The sequence below is a fragment of the Pseudomonas sp. GW460-LB5 genome, assembly GCF_059423245.1.
This window is the reverse complement of sequence record NZ_JBWKXT010000026.1, coordinates 64643-80493: the sequence shown is the minus strand read 5'-3', so window position 1 is coordinate 80493 and position 15851 is coordinate 64643. Positions and strand designations below refer to the sequence as shown.

The 15851-nt window shown below is 61.8% G+C and carries 15 protein-coding genes; 14 read left to right on the top strand and 1 reads right to left on the bottom strand.

Annotated elements, in window-relative coordinates; translation table 11 throughout:
- The 6 genes from AC07XM_RS16975 to AC07XM_RS16950 form a co-directional block, all read left to right on the top strand.
- Nucleotides 1-218, top strand: a 218-nt coding sequence (locus AC07XM_RS16975; RefSeq protein ID WP_218279314.1) for a hypothetical protein, incomplete at its 5' end; no start/stop codon positions are given.
- Nucleotides 219-241: 23 nt separating this feature from the next.
- Nucleotides 242-754: an RNA polymerase sigma factor gene (locus AC07XM_RS16970; protein WP_003255059.1), complete on the top strand. Its 513-nt coding sequence runs from the start codon at nucleotides 242-244 to the stop codon at nucleotides 752-754.
- 88 nt (nucleotides 755-842) lie between these two features.
- Nucleotides 843-1805, top strand: coding sequence for a FecR family protein (locus tag AC07XM_RS16965; RefSeq protein WP_102689424.1), 963 nt, complete (start codon nucleotides 843-845; stop codon nucleotides 1803-1805).
- 126 nt (nucleotides 1806-1931) lie between these two features.
- The gene (locus AC07XM_RS16960; protein ID WP_024717626.1) at nucleotides 1932-4520 is read left to right on the top strand and encodes a TonB-dependent receptor; all 2589 of its coding nucleotides are present in this window, start codon (nucleotides 1932-1934) and stop codon (nucleotides 4518-4520) included.
- Between the two features lie 203 nt (nucleotides 4521-4723).
- The gene (locus AC07XM_RS16955) at nucleotides 4724-5317 is read left to right on the top strand and encodes a biliverdin-producing heme oxygenase (RefSeq protein ID WP_016485084.1); all 594 of its coding nucleotides are present in this window, start codon (nucleotides 4724-4726) and stop codon (nucleotides 5315-5317) included.
- A gap of 54 nt (nucleotides 5318-5371) precedes the next feature.
- A complete protein-coding gene (locus AC07XM_RS16950) occupies nucleotides 5372-5785 on the top strand; it encodes a YbaN family protein (protein WP_016485083.1) in 414 nt (137 codons plus the stop codon).
- Here the strand turns inward: AC07XM_RS16950 and arcD (AC07XM_RS16945) are convergent.
- A complete protein-coding gene (arcD, locus tag AC07XM_RS16945; protein WP_023046962.1) occupies nucleotides 5765-7192 on the bottom strand; it encodes an arginine-ornithine antiporter in 1428 nt (475 codons plus the stop codon). The genes AC07XM_RS16950 and arcD (AC07XM_RS16945) overlap by 21 nt on opposite strands.
- A 71-nt stretch (nucleotides 7193-7263) precedes the next feature.
- Here arcD (AC07XM_RS16945) and AC07XM_RS16940 point away from each other — a divergent pair, with 71 nt between their 5' ends.
- The 8 genes from AC07XM_RS16940 to gltS all read left to right on the top strand — a co-directional run bounded on the left by AC07XM_RS16940 (nucleotide 7264) and on the right by gltS (nucleotide 15813).
- Entirely contained in the window at nucleotides 7264-7554 is a 291-nt protein-coding gene (locus AC07XM_RS16940) for a hypothetical protein (RefSeq protein WP_134792734.1), read from the top strand.
- A gap of 70 nt (nucleotides 7555-7624) precedes the next feature.
- Nucleotides 7625-9052: an arginine-ornithine antiporter gene (gene arcD / locus AC07XM_RS16935; RefSeq protein ID WP_016485081.1), complete on the top strand. Its 1428-nt coding sequence runs from the start codon at nucleotides 7625-7627 to the stop codon at nucleotides 9050-9052.
- Between the two features lie 33 nt (nucleotides 9053-9085).
- Nucleotides 9086-10348 (top strand): arginine deiminase, encoded by a 1263-nt coding sequence (gene arcA, locus AC07XM_RS16930; RefSeq protein ID WP_016485080.1) that lies wholly within the window; start codon nucleotides 9086-9088, stop codon nucleotides 10346-10348.
- Between the two features lie 69 nt (nucleotides 10349-10417).
- Entirely contained in the window at nucleotides 10418-11428 is a 1011-nt protein-coding gene (locus AC07XM_RS16925; RefSeq protein ID WP_016485079.1) for an ornithine carbamoyltransferase, read from the top strand.
- Between the two features lie 103 nt (nucleotides 11429-11531).
- A complete protein-coding gene (gene arcC / locus AC07XM_RS16920; RefSeq protein WP_016485078.1) occupies nucleotides 11532-12461 on the top strand; it encodes a carbamate kinase in 930 nt (309 codons plus the stop codon).
- A gap of 56 nt (nucleotides 12462-12517) precedes the next feature.
- Nucleotides 12518-12886, top strand: a complete 369-nt coding sequence (locus AC07XM_RS16915; protein ID WP_016485077.1) for a DUF5064 family protein — start codon at nucleotides 12518-12520, stop codon at nucleotides 12884-12886.
- Between the two features lie 85 nt (nucleotides 12887-12971).
- The gene (gcsR, locus tag AC07XM_RS16910; RefSeq protein WP_023046961.1) at nucleotides 12972-14480 is read left to right on the top strand and encodes a transcriptional regulator GcsR; all 1509 of its coding nucleotides are present in this window, start codon (nucleotides 12972-12974) and stop codon (nucleotides 14478-14480) included.
- Between the two features lie 127 nt (nucleotides 14481-14607).
- The gene (gene gltS / locus AC07XM_RS16905) at nucleotides 14608-15813 is read left to right on the top strand and encodes a sodium/glutamate symporter (RefSeq protein WP_102689425.1); all 1206 of its coding nucleotides are present in this window, start codon (nucleotides 14608-14610) and stop codon (nucleotides 15811-15813) included.
- The last annotated feature ends 38 nt before the right edge of the window (nucleotides 15814-15851 follow it).

The following is a 15851-nucleotide window of genomic DNA, read 5'->3' as shown; positions in this document are numbered from 1 at the left end:
GCACCTCGGGCTATCAGCTTGCCATTCACCGCTCTCACTTCAGATTCTATTCCTTCTCCAAGACACAAGCGGGCTTGTCCCGCGAAGCGCCGCGCGGGCGGCGCTCGATCTCAAAAGCACAGGATATCCATCGCCATACACACGTCACTCACAATCTTTACCATTTCCTAACACATCCACACTTGACCAACAGGGAAGATGATAAGCATTATCATTAACCTTTCGTCGGCCAGGTCCCCCCGTGAGTCAGTCCCGGTTCAACTCCGTCTTCCTCGTCCAGCGCCTTACCCTGTTGCGCACCTTGCAGCGCATGGTCGGCAACCCCAGCACGGCCGAAGACCTGCTGCAGGAAACCTACCTGCGGGTGTCGCGCGCCTTGGGCGAACGGCCCATCGAGCACATCGAGCCGTTCGTGTTCCAGACCGCGCGCAACCTGGCACTGGACCACTTGCGCGCACGCCGGGTACAGGCGCGCATGCTGGTCGACGACGTGCCCGACGAAGTGCTGCACAGCGTGGCCGCCCCCGCCACCAGCAGCGAGGATGCCGCCCATGCCGAGCAGCTGCTCAAGCACCTGAGCGTCAGCCTCAACCAGCTGAGTGAACGCCAGCAGCGCATTTTCATCCTCAGCCGCCTGCACGGCGCCACCTACCTGGAAATTGCCGAACAACTCAGCGTTTCGCCCAGTACGGTGCAAAAGGAACTGAAACTGATCATGGCGATCTGCATGGGTGTTGCCGAACGCCTCAAGTAAGCTGACCGCCGGCGAACGGCGACGCAAAGCCCTTGCCACACCCCGTCTTAGCCTTGATCATTCGCAAAAAACCATTCAAGGATTTACCGTGACCGACAGCCCTGCCCCTCGCCCGTCACCTGCCGGGCCTAGTGCCCGTGTGCGTGCCATGGACGAGGCGCTGGACTGGCTGGTGCGCCTGCAATGCGCCAATACCGAGGACACCCTGGCTTTTGAAGCCTGGCTGAGCGCTGCGCCGGAAAACGCCGAGGCCTATGTCGAAGCAGAGGCGCTGTGGAACGGTATGCCGTTGCACCAGGCAGCCACGCAGATGCACCAGCAGCAACGCCGCTCATGGCGCGGGCGCCTGCGCAGCCACTGGAAACCCCTGGCCACCGCAGCAGTGCTGCTGGTCGGGCTGTTCACCGTCGGCAACCTGCCCACACGCTTGCAGGCCGACCACCTGACCGTGGTGGGCGAGCGCCAGCGCCTGCAACTGGAAGACGGCGCAAAAGTGCTGCTCAACACCAACTCGGCATTTGCCAGCGACCACCGTGACGGCCGCCAGATCGCCCGCCTGCTGCAGGGTGAGGCCTACTTCCAGATACCCGACGGCGCACAGCTGCCACTTGAGGTAGAGGCCGGGCCGTTGCGCGCACAGGTGCGCGATACCGACTTTGCCGTGCGCTACCTCGACGGCGAGGCCCAGGTACGGGTACAACGCGGCGATGTCGACCTGCAAGGGGCACGCGACCAACGCATTCGCCTGAGTGCCGGGGATAGCATCAGCGTCGGCCCCCAAGGCTTCGGCCAGCGCCAACGCGCCGACTTGCAAAAGGACCTGGCCTGGGTCGACGGCCGCCTGGTGTTCGAGAACTGCCCGCTCAGCCAGGTACTGGCTGAAGTGCGTCGCTACTACCCGGGCTGGATCATCAACCGCAATGCGCAGCTGGAAGACGTGGCAGTCACCGGCAACTACCGCCTTGACCAGCCGTTGGAAACCCTGCGCGCACTGGCCCACATCACCTCGGCACAGCTGCATGAGTACCCTGCGCTGGTGATTCTGAACTGACCCCGAAATTATTTTTACGCGATCGCCCTGCCCCGCCCGTCTCGTTATAGCCAATGCAACTGATTCTTGTTTGAAAACGAGAACAGCAATCACCTATAACAGTCCGCGCATCAGGGAGCGCTTTCGATGTCCACTGGTCCTACCCGCTCGTACACCCTTCCCCGCCGAACCGGGCAACTGTCCCTGTTGACCCTGGCCCTGCTCGCCAGCGGTGCCTGCAGCCTGCCGGTGCTGGCCGCCGAACCAGCCCGCGCCAGTAGCCCGCGTATGGGTGATTACCGCTTCAGCATCGGCCAGCAACCGCTGGTATCGGCGATCAATGCCTTCAGTCAGGTCACCGGCTGGCAGGTCGGTTTCAGCGCCGAGCTGGCTGACGGCGTGGCTTCGCCGGGCGTGCAAGGCTCGCTGCCAGCAGATGCCGCCCTCAAGCGCCTGCTGCAGGGTACCGGGCTGGGTTTTCGCAAGATCAGCAACGGCAACGTGATCCTCGAACGTCAGACCGGCGGCAACGTGATCGCCCTGCAACAGGTGACCGTCAGCGCCACACGTAGCGCCCAGGACGTCAGCCAGGTGCCGAGCACTGTCAGCGTACAGACCCGCGAGCAACTGGACCGGCAGAACGTCAACAGCATCCAGGACCTGGTGCGCTACGAGCCGGGTGTGTCGGTGGCCGGTACCGGCCAGCGCAGCGGCCTGAACGGCTACAACATCCGTGGTATCGACGGCGAGCGGATCCTCACCCAGGTCGACGGTGTGTCGATCCCGGACAGCTTCTTCTACGGCCCCTATGCACAGACCCAACGCAACTACGTTGACCCGGAAATCGTCAAGCGTGTGGAAATCCTCCGCGGTCCGGCCTCGGTGCTGTACGGCAGCAACGCCATCGGCGGCGCTGTGAGCTACTTCACCCTCGACCCCGACGACATCATCAAGCCCGGGAAGGACGTGGGTGCACGGTTGAAGACCGGCTACAGCTCGGCCGACGAAAGCTGGCTCACCTCCGCCACCGTCGCCGGCCGCGAGGGTGATTTCGATGGCCTGCTGCACCTGAGCCAGCGCAACGGCCACGAGACCGAAACCCATGGCGGCCACAGCGGTGCCGGCCTGTCGCGCACCGAAGCCAACCCGATGGACGTGCGCACCACCAACGTGCTGGCCAAGCTTGGCTGGAACTACGACGACGACGCCCGCCTGGGCTTCACCTACGAGCGCTACAAGGATGACCGCGACCAGAACATCCTTAGCGCGGTGGGCGGGCCGTTCATTCCGGGCTTTGGTGGCATGGGCTATTACAAGGCGCGCAGTGGCAACGACACCATTACCCGCGAGCGCTATGGCATCAACCATGAGTTCGGCCTGGATTCGCTGGTCGCTGACCACGTCAAGTGGAGCCTCAACTACCAGATCGCCAAGACCGACCAGCACACCGAAGAAGTCTACGCACCGCCTGGCCGCCAGGTACTGCGCACGCGTGACACAACCTACAAAGACCGCCAGTGGGTATTCGATGCCCAGCTGGACAAGGCCTTCAGCATCGGTGCCACCGACCACCTGCTGACCTATGGCACCACCATCAAGCACGAGAAAATCACTGGCTCGCGCAGCGGCACGGGCACCTGCCTGGCCGTGGGCTCCGGTTGCTCCGCCGCCGGCGCCGAACGCCCGGCAGACGGCCAGGTTCTGGTCAGTGACTTCCCGGACCCGACCGTGAACACCTACAGCCTGTTCGTGCAGGACGAGATCCGCTGGAATAACTGGACCTTCATGCCCGGCGCGCGCTACGACTACACGCGCATGGAACCCAAGTTCACCGACGAATTCTTGCGTGGCCTGGAGTCCACCGGCACAGCGCCCACCTCCCAGGACGACTCGGACAAGAAGTGGCACCGCGTCTCGCCCAAGTTCGGCCTGACCTACGCCTTCAACGACAACTACACCTGGTATGGTCAGTATGCCGAAGGCTTCCGCACCCCGACCGCCAAGTCCATGTACGGGAAATTCGTGAACCTTGAGGAAGGTTATCGCGTAGAAGGCAACCCAGGCCTGGAACCGGAAAAGAGCAAGAGCTACGAAACCGGCCTGCGTGGCAACTTCGACGCGGGTAACTTCGACGTGGCGGTGTTCTACAACAAGTACCGCGACTTCATCGACGAAGATGCGGTGCAAAGCGCCAACCTGGAACAAACCTTCCAGGCCAACAACATCAAGCACGCCACCATCAAGGGTGCCGAGGTCAAGGGCCGCCTGAACCTCGACCGCTTCGGCGCGCCGCAAGGCCTGTATACCCAGGGTTCGATTGCCTACACCTATGGCCGTAACGACGACACCGGTGAGCCGCTGAACACCGTCAACCCACTGAAGGGCGTGTTTGGCCTCGGTTACGAGCAGCAGAACTACGGTGGCCTGCTGAGCTGGACACTGGTCAAGCGCAAGACCCGCGTCGACGACTCCAGCTTCTACTCGCCAGATGGTGCGAGCTCGAAGTTCCGCACCCCGGGCTACGGTGTGCTGGACCTGACCGGCTACTACAAGGTCACCGACGATGTGACCATCAACGCCGGCCTGTACAACCTCACCGACAAGAAATACTGGCAGTGGGATTCGGTGCGCAGCTACGACGGCCAGGGTGAAGCGGCTGTGACCCAGCCAGCCAACATCGACCGCCTGACCATGCCGGGGCGCAACTTCGGTATCAATGTGGTTTGGGATATCTGATCCCTTACGCCTGTACCGGCCCCTTCGCGGGCGCGCCCGCTCCCACAGAAACATCATAGGTCCACGGCCTGCGTTGAACCTGTGGGAGCGGGCGTGCCCGCGAAGAGGCCGGTACAGACAACACTACAACCCAGTTTTTTTACTGTCCCGCCGCCGCTGTTTCGTCTTGTATCTAAACGCCCCTCTTTCCAAGGACTGCCCCCATGACCGAACGCCCAGCCCTGCGCTCCCAGCGCCTGAACCAGATCACCCACGCCCCGCACGCAGAGCTGGATGCCCTGGTCAAATCCCACGCGCCTTTCGACAGCCGCGAAAGCTTCGCCCGCTTCGTCGTTGCCCAGTACCTGTTCCAGTCCGAGCTGCAAGCCCTGTACAACGATCCGCAGCTGATCGCCATCGTTCCCGATCTGGCCGAGCGCTGCCGTGCCGAGCAGGCACGCCTGGACCTCGCAGACCTGGACACCGAAGTGCCAGCCGCCGTGCCGGGCGCCCTGGTCAACCCGAGCCTGGGCGAGGCAATGGGCTGGATCTTCGTCTCTGAAGGCTCCAAACTGGGCGCTGCGTTTCTGATCAAGCGTGCCGTGGCCCTGGAACTGTCTGACAGCTTTGGTGCCCGCCACCTGGGTGAGCCGGCCGGTGGCCGTGCCGAGGGCTGGAAACAGTTCACTCGCATCCTCGATAGCCTTGAGCTGTCGGCTGAGGAGGAAGCCGCTGCCGAGCGCGGTGCAGTGGCCGCCTTCGAGCGGTTCACCGAGCTGCTCAAACATGCCTATGCTGCGGATACCGCGCTGGTCTGATACGCCGAATCCGGCCACCCTACCGGTGGCCAAACCGCTTTTTGCAGTGAGACCATGACCCGACCTGCCCGCTCGAAGATCGCCCGCCTGTTGTACGGAATCCTGGCCTACGTGAGCCTGGGGGTGGGCTTGGTCGCGATCGTCATTCCCGGCTTGCCGACCACCGAATTCATCCTGCTGGCCGCCTGGGCGGCGACCCGCAGTTCGCCGCGCCTTTCTGCCTGGCTGGAGAACCACCGGCTGTTCGGGCCAATCCTTTACAACTGGCGCAATGGCAAGGTGATCCAGCGCCGTGCCAAGGTCAGCGCCACCATCAGCATGCTGCTGTGTGCGGGGCTGATGCTGACGTTTCTGCAACACCACTGGCCGGTGTTTCTGGCAATCGGCGGCATGACCCTGGGCAACCTGTGGATCTGGTCACGCCCGGAGCACGCCTGCCCCGCCCCGTCACAAGCTCAGCAACCCTGAATACAGGGCGTAGGCCGCAAGCCCTGCGCCCGCCAGCACTGCGGCGAAAATCAGCTTTTCCCAAGTGGTGAACAACGCCTGGCCCTGCTCATGCTTGGCCCTGGCAAACAGGATCACGCCGGGGGCATACAGCAGCGCCGACAGCAGCAGGTACTTGAGCCCGCCGGCATACAACAGCCACACGGCATACAGCAAGGCAACCAGCGCTACCAGCAAGTCCTTGCGCCGCAACCCCGGCTGCCCGGTATAGGTTTCTGCCCGTACCGCCAGCAGCAAGGCATACGCCGCCGACCACAGGTAGGGTACCAGGATCATCGACGAGGCCAGGTAGATCAGGCTGGTGTAGGTACCGGCAGAGAACAGCGTAATCAGCAGGAAGCCCTGGATCATGCAGTTGGTCAGCCACAGGGCGTTAGCGGGCACATGGTTGGCGTTTTCCTTGGCCAGAAAGCGCGGCATGGTCTTGTCCCGTGCCGTGGCGAACAGGATCTCGGCACACAGCAGCGCCCACGACAGCAACGCACCCAGCAGCGAAACCGCCAGCCCGAGGCTGATCAGCAAGGCCCCCCAAGGGCCGACGATGTGCTCCAGCACCGAGGCCAGCGACGGGTTCTGCAACCCGGCCAGTTCCGGCTGGGTCATCACCCCCAGCGACAGCACGTTGACCAGCACCAGCAGCGCCAGCACACCGAGAAACCCGATGACGGTGGCCTTGCCCACATCCGAGCGGCGCGCGGCGCGGCCGGAGTACACACTGGCGCCTTCGATGCCGATGAACACGAATACCGTCACCAGCATCATGTTGCGCACCTGCTCCAGCACGCCGCCGAACTGCGGGTTGCTCATGCCCCAGATGTCACGGGTGAAGATATCGGCACGAAAGGCGAACGCCGCAATCACCACGAACATCAGCAGCGGCACCACCTTGGCCACGGTGGTCACCTGATTGATGAACGCGGCCTCCTTGATGCCGCGCAGCACCAGAAAATGCACCGACCACAGCAGCAGCGAGGCACAGCCGATGGCGATCGGCGTATTGCCTTCACCGAATACCGGAAAGTAGAAGCCCAGGGTGCTGAACAGCAGTACGAAATAGCCGACATTGCCCAGCCAGGCGCTGATCCAGTAGCCCCAGGCCGAAGAGAAGCCCATGTAGTCGCCGAAACCCGCCTTGGCATAGGCATACACCCCGGAGTCCAGTTCCGGCTTGCGGTTGGCCAGGGTCTGGAACACAAACGCCAGGGCCAGCATGCCAACGGCGGTGATGCACCAGCCGATCAGCACCGCCCCGACATCGGCACGCGCTGCCATATTCTGCGGCAGCGAGAAGATCCCGCCACCGATCATCGAGCCGACCACCAGCGCGATCAGCGCGCCCAGGCGCAGCTTCTGTCCCGGTTCGCTCATGCATCCCCCATTTTTCGCGCTGTCATACCATTGAAACAGCCTCGCCGGCCATATATGAGTGGTTACTTATAATGGAACAGGCCAATCAAGCTATAGCACTCATAACTGCATTGTCTATGTACGTGGCATTAAAAACCAGCAGTTGCAAGGCCGCTGGGAAAGTTCCTGATAAAACTCAAAATGCTTGTGAAAAATTTGCGAAACCCACAAAACCGGCTAGTTTCAAGCATCGCAGGCTGAGCAGAGCGATTGCTCTAGAAAGACATGGAGGTGCCAGCGCGCAAGGCTTGCAGCTTAAGCTGTCGGCACTCTCCAGGAGCACCCGTGAAGGAAATTTCCTACTTCACGGCGCCTTAAACTGACACAAGTCAGCAAACGGCAACGGCGTCAGATTTATGCTGACGTCAACTTTCTCCTGGCAGGAGTTGTTAAATGTCTGATTCATCTGGAAAACTGAAGCTCGGCGCGTTAGTTGCACTTGTCGTCGGCTCCATGATTGGCGGCGGGATCTTTTCGCTGCCGCAGAACATGGCCGCCAGCGCAGGGGTTGGTGCCGTACTGATTGGCTGGGGCATCACCGCGGTCGGCATGCTGACCCTGGCGTTTGTGTTCCAGACCCTGGCCAACCGCAAGCCTGACCTGGATGGCGGGGTGTATGCCTACGCCAAGGCCGGTTTCGGTGACTACATGGGCTTCTCTTCGGCCTGGGGGTACTGGATCAGTGCCTGGCTGGGTAACGTCGGCTACTTTGTGCTGTTGTTCAGCACCTTGGGCTACTTCTTCCCGATCTTCGGTGAAGGCAACACGCCGGCCGCCATCATTGGCGCATCGATCCTGTTGTGGGCGGTGCACTTCCTGGTGCTGCGCGGCATCAAGGAGGCGGCGTTCATCAACCTGGTCACCACCGTGGCCAAAGTCGTACCGCTGGTGCTGTTCGCCCTCATCTGCCTGTTCGCCTTCAGGCTCGACATCTTCACCGCTGACATCTGGGCCGTAGGCACACCGGAGCTTGGCAGCGTGATGAACCAGGTGCGCAACATGATGCTGGTCACCGTTTGGGTGTTCATCGGCATCGAGGGCGCGAGCATCTTCTCGTCCCGGGCGGAAAAACGCTCTGACGTGGGCAAGGCCACAGTCATCGGCTTTGTCACCGTGCTGCTGTTCCTGGTGCTGGTGAACGTGCTGTCGCTGGGCATCATGACCCAACCGGAACTGGCCAAGCTGCAGAACCCGTCGATGGCTGCCGTACTGGAGCATGTGGTCGGCCACTGGGGCGCGGTGCTGATCAGCGTCGGCCTGATCATCTCGCTGTTGGGGGCGCTGCTGTCGTGGGTACTGCTGTGTGCCGAGATCATGTTCGCCGCCGCCAAGGACCACACCATGCCGGAGTTCCTGCGCCGCGAAAACGCCAACCAGGTCCCGGCCAACGCCCTGTGGCTGACCAATGCCATGGTGCAGATCTTCCTGGTAATCACGCTGTTCTCCAACAGCACCTACCTGTCGCTGATCTACCTCGCCACCTCGATGATCCTGGTGCCCTACCTGTGGTCGGCAGCCTATGCGTTCCTGCTGGCACTGCGCAGCGAAACCTACGAGCAGGCCCTGGCCGAACGCAAGAAAGACCTGATCATCGGCGGCATCGCCCTGCTGTACGCCATCTGGCTGCTGTACGCCGGCGGCGTGAAATACCTGCTGCTCTCGGCCCTGCTCTACGCACCTGGGGCGATCTTGTTCGCCAAAGCCAAGCGTGAAGTTGGCCAACCCATCTTCACCAACGTGGAAAAACTGATCTTCGCAGCCGTGGTCATCGGCGCCCTGGTGGCAGCTTATGGCCTGTACGACGGCTTCCTGACCCTTTGACCCACGTCTTCGTTCAATTGGAGGAATGAAACCATGTCCGCTGAAAAACAGAAGTACGGTGTCCACTCCGAAGCCGGCAAACTGCGCAAAGTGATGGTTTGCTCGCCGGGCCTGGCGCACAAGCGCCTGACGCCGAGCAACTGTGACGAGCTGCTGTTCGACGATGTGATCTGGGTCGACCAGGCCAAGCGTGACCATTTCGACTTCGTCACCAAAATGCGCGAGCGCGGCGTGGATGTGCTGGAAATGCACAACCTGCTGACCGACATCGTGCAGCAACCCGAAGCCCTCAAGTGGATCCTTGACCGCAAGATTACCTCTGACACCGTGGGTGTCGGCCTGACCAACGAGGTGCGCAGCTGGCTCGAAGGGCTGGAGCCACGCCACCTGGCGGAGTTCCTGATTGGCGGCGTGGCGGGCCAGGACCTTCCAGTCAGCGAAGGCGCCGAAGTGATCAAGATGTACAACAAGTACCTGGGCCACTCCAGCTTCATTCTGCCGCCGCTGCCCAACACTCAGTTCACCCGTGACACCACCTGCTGGATCTATGGTGGCGTGACGCTCAACCCGATGTACTGGCCTGCGCGACGTCAGGAAACCCTGCTGACCACCGCCATCTACAAGTTCCACAAGGAATTCACCGGCGCCGACTTCCAGGTGTGGTACGGCGACCCGGACAAGGATCACGGTAACGCCACCCTCGAGGGCGGCGACGTGATGCCGGTCGGCAAGGGCATCGTGCTGATCGGCATGGGTGAGCGCACTTCGCGCCATGCCATCGGCCAACTGGCTCAGAACCTGTTCGAGAAGGGCGCGGCCGAGAAAATCATCGTCGCTGGCCTGCCGAAGTCCCGCGCGGCGATGCACCTGGACACCGTGTTCAGCTTCTGCGACCGCGACCTGGTAACGGTATTCCCGGAGGTGGTGAAAGAGATCAAGCCATTCATCATCACCCCAGATTCCAGCAAGCCCTATGGCATGAACATCGCGCCGCAGGATGCCTCGTTCCTCGAGGTGGTGTCCGAGCAGTTGCTGGGCAAGAAAGACAAGCTGCGGGTGGTCGAGACTGGCGGCAACAGCTTTGCCGCCGAGCGCGAACAATGGGATGACGGCAACAACGTGGTGGCCCTCGAGCCGGGCGTGGTCATCGGCTACGACCGCAACACCTACACCAACACCCTGCTGCGCAAGGCCGGTATCGAGGTCATCACCATCAGCGCCGGCGAACTGGGCCGGGGCCGGGGCGGCGGCCACTGCATGACCTGCCCGATTGTGCGTGACCCGATCGATTACTAACGACCATTGCACCCGGCCGCGCCCACAAAGCGCCGGCCGGGACACTACCGGACTCAAGGAGAAGCAATCATGGCGTTCAACATTCACAACCGCAACCTGCTCAGCCTGGAACACCACACCACCCGCGAGCTGCGCTACCTGCTGGACCTGTCCCGCGACCTCAAGCGTGCAAAGTACACCGGTACCGAGCAGCAGCACCTGAAGGGCAACAACATTGCGCTGATCTTCGAAAAAACCTCCACCCGTACCCGCTGCGCCTTCGAAGTCGCTGCCTACGACCAAGGTGCCAACGTCACCTATATCGACCCCAACTCTTCGCAGATCGGCCACAAGGAGAGCATGAAAGACACCGCTCGCGTGCTTGGGCGCATGTATGACGCGATCGAGTACCGGGGTTTCAAGCAGGAAATCGTCGAAGAGCTGGCCAAGTTCGCTGGTGTGCCGGTATTCAACGGCCTGACTGACGAATACCACCCGACCCAGATGATTGCCGACGTGCTGACCATGCGCGAGCACAGCGACAAGCCGCTGCACGACATCAGCTACGCCTATCTGGGCGACGCCCGCAACAACATGGGCAACTCGCTGCTGCTGATTGGCGCCAAGCTCGGCATGGATGTGCGCATCGCCGCGCCCAAGGCACTGTGGCCGCATGACGACCTGGTCGAGCGCTGCAAGAAGTACGCTGAGGAAAGCGGCGCCCGCATCACCCTCACCGAAGACCCGAAAGCGGCGGTCAAGGGTGTGGACTTTGTTCATACCGACGTGTGGGTTTCGATGGGCGAGCCGATCGAAGCCTGGGGTGAGCGCATCAAGCAGCTCAAGCCTTACCAGGTGAATGCCGAGTTGATGAAGTCCACCGGCAACCCGCGGACCAAGTTCATGCACTGCCTGCCGGCGTTCCATAACTCCGACACCAAGGTCGGCAAGCAGATTGCCGAACAGTACCCGGACTTGGCCAACGGCATCGAAGTGACTGACGACGTGTTCGAGTCGCCGGCCTGCATCGCCTTCGAGCAGGCGGAAAACCGCATGCACACCATCAAGGCGATTCTGGTTTCGACCCTGGCTGACCTCTGACAATCGCCCCGCGCCTGGGGGCAGGCTTCGCCGGTGATCGCCGGCAAGCCAGCTCCCACAAAGGATCGAGGTGCTCACCCCATCTGCGTAAAGGACATTCCCCATGCGTATCGTTGTTGCATTGGGCGGCAACGCCCTGCTGCGTCGCGGCGAGCCCATGACCGCTGACAACCAGCGCGCCAATATCCGCACCGCCACCGAACAGATCGCCAAGATCCACCCTGGCAACGAACTGGTCATTGCCCACGGCAACGGCCCGCAAGTCGGCCTGCTGTCGCTTCAGGCCCTGTCCTACAAGCCTGACGAGGCCTACCCGCTGGACGTGCTGGGTGCCGAAACCGAAGGCATGATCGGCTACATGATCGAACAGGAACTGGGCAACCTGCTGGATTTCGAGGTGCCATTCGCCACCCTGCTGACCCAGGTGGAAGTGGACGCCAACGACCCCGCCTTCAAGGACCCGACCAAGTTCATTGGCCCGGTCTACAGCAAGGAAGAGGCCGAGCGCCTGGCCAAAGAGAAAGGCTGGGTGGTCAAGGCCGATGGCGACAAGTACCGCCGTGTGGTGGCCAGCCCGAAACCCAAGCGCATCTTTGAAATCCGCCCGATCAAGTGGCTGCTGGAAAAGAGCAGCATCGTGATTTGCGCAGGCGGTGGCGGCATCCCCACCATGTACGATGAAAACCGCAAGCTCAAGGGCATTGAAGCGGTGATCGACAAAGACCTGTGCTCTGCACTGCTGGCCGAGCAATTGGAAGCCGACCTTCTGATTATCGCCACCGACGTCGACGCGGCCTACATTGACTGGGGCAAGCCCACGCAAAAAGCCATTGCCCAGGCCCATCCGGACGAACTCGAGCGCCTTGGCTTCGCCGCAGGCTCCATGGGGCCAAAAGTGCAAGCTGCCAGTGACTTTGCCCGCAACACCGGCAAGGTGGCAGTGATCAGTTCGCTGGAAAACATTGAAGACATTGTCAAAGGTACTGCTGGCACACGGGTCTCCACCGAGAAGCCTGGGATCAGCTACCGTTGAATGCAGTTGGCGGGTGCCTGGCGCCCGCCGTTTTCGACCTTCCAAAGGAGCTAGCCATGGCCCATTATGAACCTGGTCATGTACATATCGAGCGCTCTGCGCTGAACAGTGCCGACCACAGCTATGACCTGAACATCGACTACGAGGCAGCGTCGGACCCCAAGGAAGGCAGAGGCATTCAGTTCCGCATGCATGGCAGCATCGAAGGCAAGCCGGTGGAAGAAAAGTTCTTCCTCGCCAAGGACCAGGTATTGCCCAGCTTCCTCATGCTGCTGACCCGCAAGGCTCAGTCATATCTGGCACCGCCGAAAAAATTCGAGACACTGAGTTCGCCGCACAAGCTCTATGACGATATGTTCGCGGACATTCGCGAAAAGCTTGACGTGAAATCGGGCGACCCCATCAAGCCTGAACATCTGGAGTGATTTCGCGTACTTGGGGCTGCTGCGCAGCCCCGGCGATGTTAAGGCATACTACCGCCCTCCCCGGCCACCACCTTGCCCCTCCCCAATGCGCATCCATGTCAGCTTCATCGACCGCGTCGGCATCACCCAGGAAGTCCTCGCCCTGCTCGGTGCCCGCAACCTCAACCTGGACGCGGTGGAGATGGTCCCGCCGAACGTTTACATCGATGCTCCCACCCTCAGCCCTGCCGTGCTCGAAGAACTGCATGACGCACTGTTCGAGGTGCAGGGCGTGCAATCGGTGGACGTGGTCGACATCCTCCCCGGCCAGCGCCGCCACCTGCAGCTCGACGCCCTGCTGGCGGCGATGAGCGACCCGGTACTGGCCGTGGACAGCGCAGGCCTGGTGCTGCTGGCCAACCCGGCGCTGATCGCCCTGTGCGGCCGCGAATCCGCCGGGCGTTCGGTGGGCGAACTGTTTGGCGACCCCGCGCTGCTGCAGGCGCTGCTGGACAACAACTTCCACCTGCCCATGCGCGAAATGCAGCTCAACGGCCAAAGCCTGCTGCTGGACGCCATGCCGATCACCAACGCAGGTGGCCTGCTCACGCTCTACCCGCCCACGCGCATGGGCGAGCGCCTGTCGGCCCTGCACCACGACCATGCCGAAGGCTTCGATGCCCTGCTCGGCGAGTCGCCCGCCATCCGCACGCTCAAGGCCCGCGCCCTGCGCGTGGCGGCGCTCGATGCACCGCTGCTGGTGCACGGCGAAACCGGCACTGGCAAAGAGCTGGTCGCCCGCGCCTGCCACGCCATCAGCAGCCGCCACGCCGCCCCGTTCCTCGCCCTGAACTGCGCCGCACTGCCCGAGAGCCTGGCCGAGAGCGAGCTGTTTGGTTATGCACCCGGTGCCTTCACCGGCGCGCAACGCGGTGGCAAGCCCGGGCTGATGGAACTGGCCAACCAGGGCACGGTGTTCCTCGATGAAATTGGCGAAATGTCACCCTACCTGCAGGCCAAGCTGCTGCGTTTTCTCAGCGATGGCAGCTTCCGCCGGGTGGGCGGCGACCGCGAAGTGAAGGTGGATGTGCGCATCATCAGTGCCACCCACCGCGACCTGGAGCGCATGGTCGCCGAAGGCAGCTTCCGCGAAGACCTGTTCTACCGCCTCAACGTGCTCAACCTGCAGGTACCGCCACTGCGTGACAGGGGCCAGGACATCCTGATGCTGGCGCACTTCTTCATGCAGCAGGCCTGCACGCAGATCCAGCGCCCAGCCTGCCGGCTGACCCCGGCCACCCATTCGGCACTGCTGGCCAACCCGTGGCCGGGCAATGTGCGTCAACTGCAAAACGTAATCTTCCGCGCTGCGGCCATCTGCGAGGGCAACCTGGTGGATATCGGCGACCTGGACATCGCCGGCACCTCGGTGGCAAGAGGACAGGACGGTGAAGTGGCCAGCCTGGAACAGGCCGTGGGTGATTTCGAGCGCGAACTGTTACAGCGCCTGTATGCCAGTTACCCGTCGACGCGTCAGCTGGCCGGGCGCTTGCAAACTTCGCATACCGCTATTGCCCAGCGGCTGCGTAAATATGGAATACCCGGAAAACTTTGATACGCGTCGTCAAAGCCGACAGCTCATTCAGACTTTTCCTAGCCGCTTGGCCGCAATTGACTGGCGTGCTCGCCGTAGAATGATGACATCGTTATTTCGCATGTCACCTTGAACGAAGAGTACCCTGATGTTTGAACTCGATTTTTACGGGACACTTGTAGCCGCCTCCCTGGTATTGCTACTGGGGCGCGGGCTGGTCGCACGCATTGGTTTCCTGCGCGCTTACAATATCCCGGAACCTGTTGCAGGCGGATTGGTAGTGGCCTTGGCGCTCTTGGCATTGCGCAGTTTCGATGTACAGGTCCAGTTTGATACCTCATTGCAGATACCGTTGATGCTGGCGTTCTTCGCCACCATCGGCCTGAGTGCAGACTTCGCCAGCCTGAAGAAGGGCGGCCGTGTGGTCGCTGTGTTCCTGCTGGTGGTGACTGGCTTGCTGCTGGTGCAGAACGCCATGGGCATAGGCCTGGCAACGGCATTGGGGCTCGACCCATTGCTGGGCCTGCTGGCTGGTTCGATCACCCTGTCCGGGGGCCACGGCACGGGCGCCGCCTGGGGCGCCACGTTCACTGAAAAGTTTGGGGTGGCTTCGGCTTCCGAACTGGCGATGGCCTCTGCCACCTTCGGCCTGGTACTGGGCGGCTTGATTGGTGGCCCGGTTGCCAGGTTGCTGATCAAGCGGGTAAAGACGCAGGGGGTGGAAGAAGAAGTTCCACACCTGCCAAAAGGCTTTGAACAGCCGAATAAAGAGCGCCTGATCACCTCTTTTTCATTTATCGAAACGCTGGCACTGATTGCCGTCAGTTTGCTGGCCGGTACATTACTGAATGGAGTATTGAGAGGCACGGCATTCGAACTGCCGACATTCGTTTGCGTACTCTTCGTGGGTGTACTGCTGCGCAACGGGCTTTCGGCATTCGGCTTTTATCGTGTGTTCGAACGAGAAGTTTCGGTGCTGGGCAATGTCAGTCTGTCCCTGTTCCTGGCCATTGCCTTGATGTCGCTCAAGTTGTGGGACCTGGCGGCACTGGCCTTACCGTTCTTTGCGTTGCTGGCCGCGCAAACGCTGGTCATGGCACTGTTTGCGATCTTCGTGACATTCCGGGTGATGGGCCGCAACTATGATGCGGCGGTGCTGGCGGCCGGGCACTGTGGCTTCGGCCTGGGTGCAACGCCGACGGCCATTGCCAACATGCAAGCAGTGACCCAGCGCTATGGCGCCTCGCACATCGCCTTCCTGGTAGTGCCGATGGTGGGCGCGTTCTTCATCGACATCATCAATGTCATCGTGATCAAGCTGTACTTGGCATTGCCCTTGTTTATCGCGGGGTAACTCAGCCAACCCTGTTGCTGGCCGTCCTGGGCGTTGGC

Bases quoted from the DNA above. Each gene is read 5' to 3' on its own strand.
- AC07XM_RS16960 (WP_024717626.1), top strand. From the start codon at position 1,932: ATGTCCACTGGTCCTACCCGCTCGTACACCCTTCCCCGCCGAACCGGG.
- AC07XM_RS16955 (WP_016485084.1), top strand. From the start codon at position 4,724: ATGACCGAACGCCCAGCCCTGCGCTCCCAGCGCCTGAACCAGATCACC.
- AC07XM_RS16950 (WP_016485083.1), top strand. From the start codon at position 5,372: ATGACCCGACCTGCCCGCTCGAAGATCGCCCGCCTGTTGTACGGAATC.
- arcD (WP_023046962.1), bottom strand. From the start codon at position 7,192: ATGAGCGAACCGGGACAGAAGCTGCGCCTGGGCGCGCTGATCGCGCTG.
- AC07XM_RS16940 (WP_134792734.1), top strand. From the start codon at position 7,264: ATGGAACAGGCCAATCAAGCTATAGCACTCATAACTGCATTGTCTATG.
- arcD (WP_016485081.1), top strand. From the start codon at position 7,625: ATGTCTGATTCATCTGGAAAACTGAAGCTCGGCGCGTTAGTTGCACTT.
- arcA (WP_016485080.1), top strand. From the start codon at position 9,086: ATGTCCGCTGAAAAACAGAAGTACGGTGTCCACTCCGAAGCCGGCAAA.
- AC07XM_RS16925 (WP_016485079.1), top strand. From the start codon at position 10,418: ATGGCGTTCAACATTCACAACCGCAACCTGCTCAGCCTGGAACACCAC.
- arcC (WP_016485078.1), top strand. From the start codon at position 11,532: ATGCGTATCGTTGTTGCATTGGGCGGCAACGCCCTGCTGCGTCGCGGC.
- AC07XM_RS16915 (WP_016485077.1), top strand. From the start codon at position 12,518: ATGGCCCATTATGAACCTGGTCATGTACATATCGAGCGCTCTGCGCTG.
- gcsR (WP_023046961.1), top strand. From the start codon at position 12,972: ATGCGCATCCATGTCAGCTTCATCGACCGCGTCGGCATCACCCAGGAA.
- gltS (WP_102689425.1), top strand. From the start codon at position 14,608: ATGTTTGAACTCGATTTTTACGGGACACTTGTAGCCGCCTCCCTGGTA.